A 2,916-nucleotide genomic window follows, 5' to 3' on the forward strand; every position below is an offset into this window, starting at 1 on the left:
AACAAAACACAAAAACGGCAAAGAGCACAAAGAAGACGTCACACATTTAGAATTTATGCAAAAAGATGAAGAGAGATCAAACAATACCGCTTCAAAGTGTGAGGGGCTATTTAAGCCATTTGCCGATAAGCTAAATTCTCTTTTGAGCTCTGAGACATCAAAGAAATTTGAGACCGAAAATATCTACTGCGTAAATTTAACCTCCTCTTCAACCTCTAACGCTTCAAGGATAAATAAGCTCTTAAAAAGAAGAGAAGAAGAGCTTTATAAACAAGAGGATATGCTCATACTATGCCCTATCAAGACGGCTACTCCTATTAGGATATTTCAGCCTAAAAAGAGCAACTTTACCATCGTGCTAGCTAGCCAAAGCGAATTTGACTGTAGTGAGCTAAACCCAAAAGAGTTAAATCCTAGCAGACCAAACTATGGCAAGCTAAATTTATGCGAGCTAATACTCACTGACTTTAAATTTGACACTTACGAGAAAGAGAACAATGGTGCTTCATCTGATAGAGATATCAAATTTAAAAACGCAAAGACCAAGTCAGATAGTGTGATACTTTATAAAGAAAACGATGATGGCAAAGATGATAAAAACAAGACAAAGGGCGCTTGCTTTACTAGCATAAGACAAAGTAGCGATGAGATAGAGTACAAGCTAGAAGATGGTGTTGTAAAGATGAGCCACTTTAAGCTCCCCTCATCTAAAGACGAATATCTAAATTTCAACCTTCTAAATTTCGCTAAGGAGAATAACTTTACCCTTAGAGACGATAAAGACTCAGCTATGTTTGATATGAAGCTTCGTCTAGCTCTTGGTAATAATGTAGTACCTACATCAACATCTAGCTCAAGCCTTGCTCTAACACTAAATAATCTCATCATTGAAAACGAAAAAGGTGAAGCTAGTGATATAGATAAGATATATCTTCACCACTGCGGTGATAAGAGTATATATGAGAGTATATCTTTAGTTAAAAATAAAGACTCAGATATCAAAAACTCATATACAGCTACATTTAATATCCCTATAGATAGAAATGATAAGAAAGATACTAAGCTTATAGTCTATTCAAGTGATCTAAGCAAAATTTATGATACCAAAGGGATACATGCCTACACTGGTACAGCTATCATATCTATAGGATATAAAGATAAAAGTGGTGGTAGTTATAGCTATACAAACAAGGTATCTTTAAGAGATATAACAGATCATATAGTAAATGTAGTCTCTGATAATGAGTATCCATTTAAGACAAATGAGCCAATAAGCCTAAAGGCTATATATAAACAAGAAAAAGGTAGCAAGAGGTATAAAGAGGTACTTTGGGGATATAAGGTGATAAAGAGCATAGAGTATAACGAAGTATCTAAATCAAATCCAAAAGATGTGGTAGAGCTAAAAGATCAAAAGGGTAAAGAGATAAGATTTAAAATTTCAGATCTTATAAAAAAAGATGATCTAGATAAGCTAAAGCAAGGTGGTCATACTATAGTATTTTTTGCATATCTTGAAGGAGAGAAGGATAAATTTAAATACAAAAGCGTATATGGTAAAAACCATATAAGGATAGATATAAAGATACCTCTATATATTAAATTTAAAGATGATAAGCTAATCATATATGAGTTTGAGCATGCTATAAAAGAGAAGAGTTTTAAAGCTAGTCTAAATCATGATGATGCCTTAGTAAATAAAAGTGGCTACTTATATATAAATAAAGATATGTCAGCACAGGATATAAATATCTATGAAGATGATAAACTAAGTAAAGAGCTAAAGAGTGATGAGAAGAGAGATAAGAGATATCAAATTTACATAGATGAAGCAAATTCCACAAACAATCAAAACCAAAGCAATACAAACCAAACAGGTAACACAAAGATAAACCAAGATACCAAATATGGTATCAACCTACTAAGTAAAGATAATATGAATAGCTTTATAAACTCTTTTAATGAGTCAAAGAGTATAACAAGAGTAGATAAAGGTATGTGGGTGGATGGGGATAGAGGAGTTGTGGTAAAGACGGAAGAAAGCTGTCTTTGCGGCAGAAATATATCAAAGGAAGAATTAATTAAACTAGGGATAAATAAAAATAATGCAAATATTTTTCTAGATTATATTAATTTTACTATGTAAGGATATAATATTAATACTTGTAAAAGAAAACTGCATTTTCTGGCACAAATAAGACATGAATCTAGAGATTTTGCATATTTAAAAGAAAAAGAAGATGGCTCAGCACATGAGGATAGAGCTGATCTTGGGAATACTCAAACTGGGGACGGCAAACGTTTTAAAGGCAGGGGTTTAATTCAAATAACCGGCAGAAATAACTATACTGCATATAGTTCTTATAAAGGAATTGACTTTACGCAAGGCAACAACAATACCAAACTCGAAGAAAAGGAATATGCTGTAGATTTATCTGGGTGGTATTGGTCCAGACACTTAAATGTTGATTTAAACAATATGGCTGATTTTGATGATTTAATTTATATTACCTATAGAATAAACGGTGGTTTTAATGGATTTAGTGATAGGAAAAATAATTTACTCAAAATGCATTTAAAAATAGAATGTTTGAGGGATAGTTTTAATAATCTAGAAGACAATAACTACTCTATCAAAAGCAGTAAAGCATGGAATATTCACGATGCTGTTTATCAATATGCCAATTTAAATAACTCTGAATCAAATGAGTGTCGCTTAAGATACCTTGAACTAACAAAAGATTATTTAAAATTACCAAAAGGAAAAAAGAGAGATACAATCATGAGTAGGAAAGCAAAAATTAATACAATTTTAGGAGTAGATAAATGAAAAAATCACAATTCTTTATAGCATTTTTTGTGCTTATAGTATGCTCTAGCAGCTATGCTAGGGATATAAATATAACTGGAACATAT

Annotated in this window: 2 protein-coding genes; both read left to right on the forward strand. The window is 31.9% G+C overall.

Annotated elements, in window-relative coordinates:
- On the forward strand, window positions 1–2,146 hold a 2,146-nt coding region (locus tag F3G86_RS09580), incomplete at its 5' end, for a hypothetical protein (protein ID WP_188116440.1).
- 333 nt (window positions 2,147–2,479) lie between these two features.
- Window positions 2,480–2,830: a hypothetical protein gene (locus F3G86_RS09585; protein ID WP_149723445.1), complete on the forward strand. Its 351-nt coding sequence runs from the start codon at window positions 2,480–2,482 to the stop codon at window positions 2,828–2,830.
- The last annotated feature ends 86 nt before the right edge of the window (window positions 2,831–2,916 follow it).

The sequence above is a fragment of the Campylobacter concisus genome (assembly GCF_902460595.1).
In the GTDB taxonomy this organism is placed as follows: Bacteria; Campylobacterota; Campylobacteria; order Campylobacterales; family Campylobacteraceae; genus Campylobacter_A; species Campylobacter_A concisus_BL.

Excerpts from the sequence above, each read along its gene's own strand:
- F3G86_RS09585 (WP_149723445.1), top strand. The coding sequence starts at position 2,480 with ATGGCTGATTTTGATGATTTAATTTATATTACCTATAGAATAAACGGT.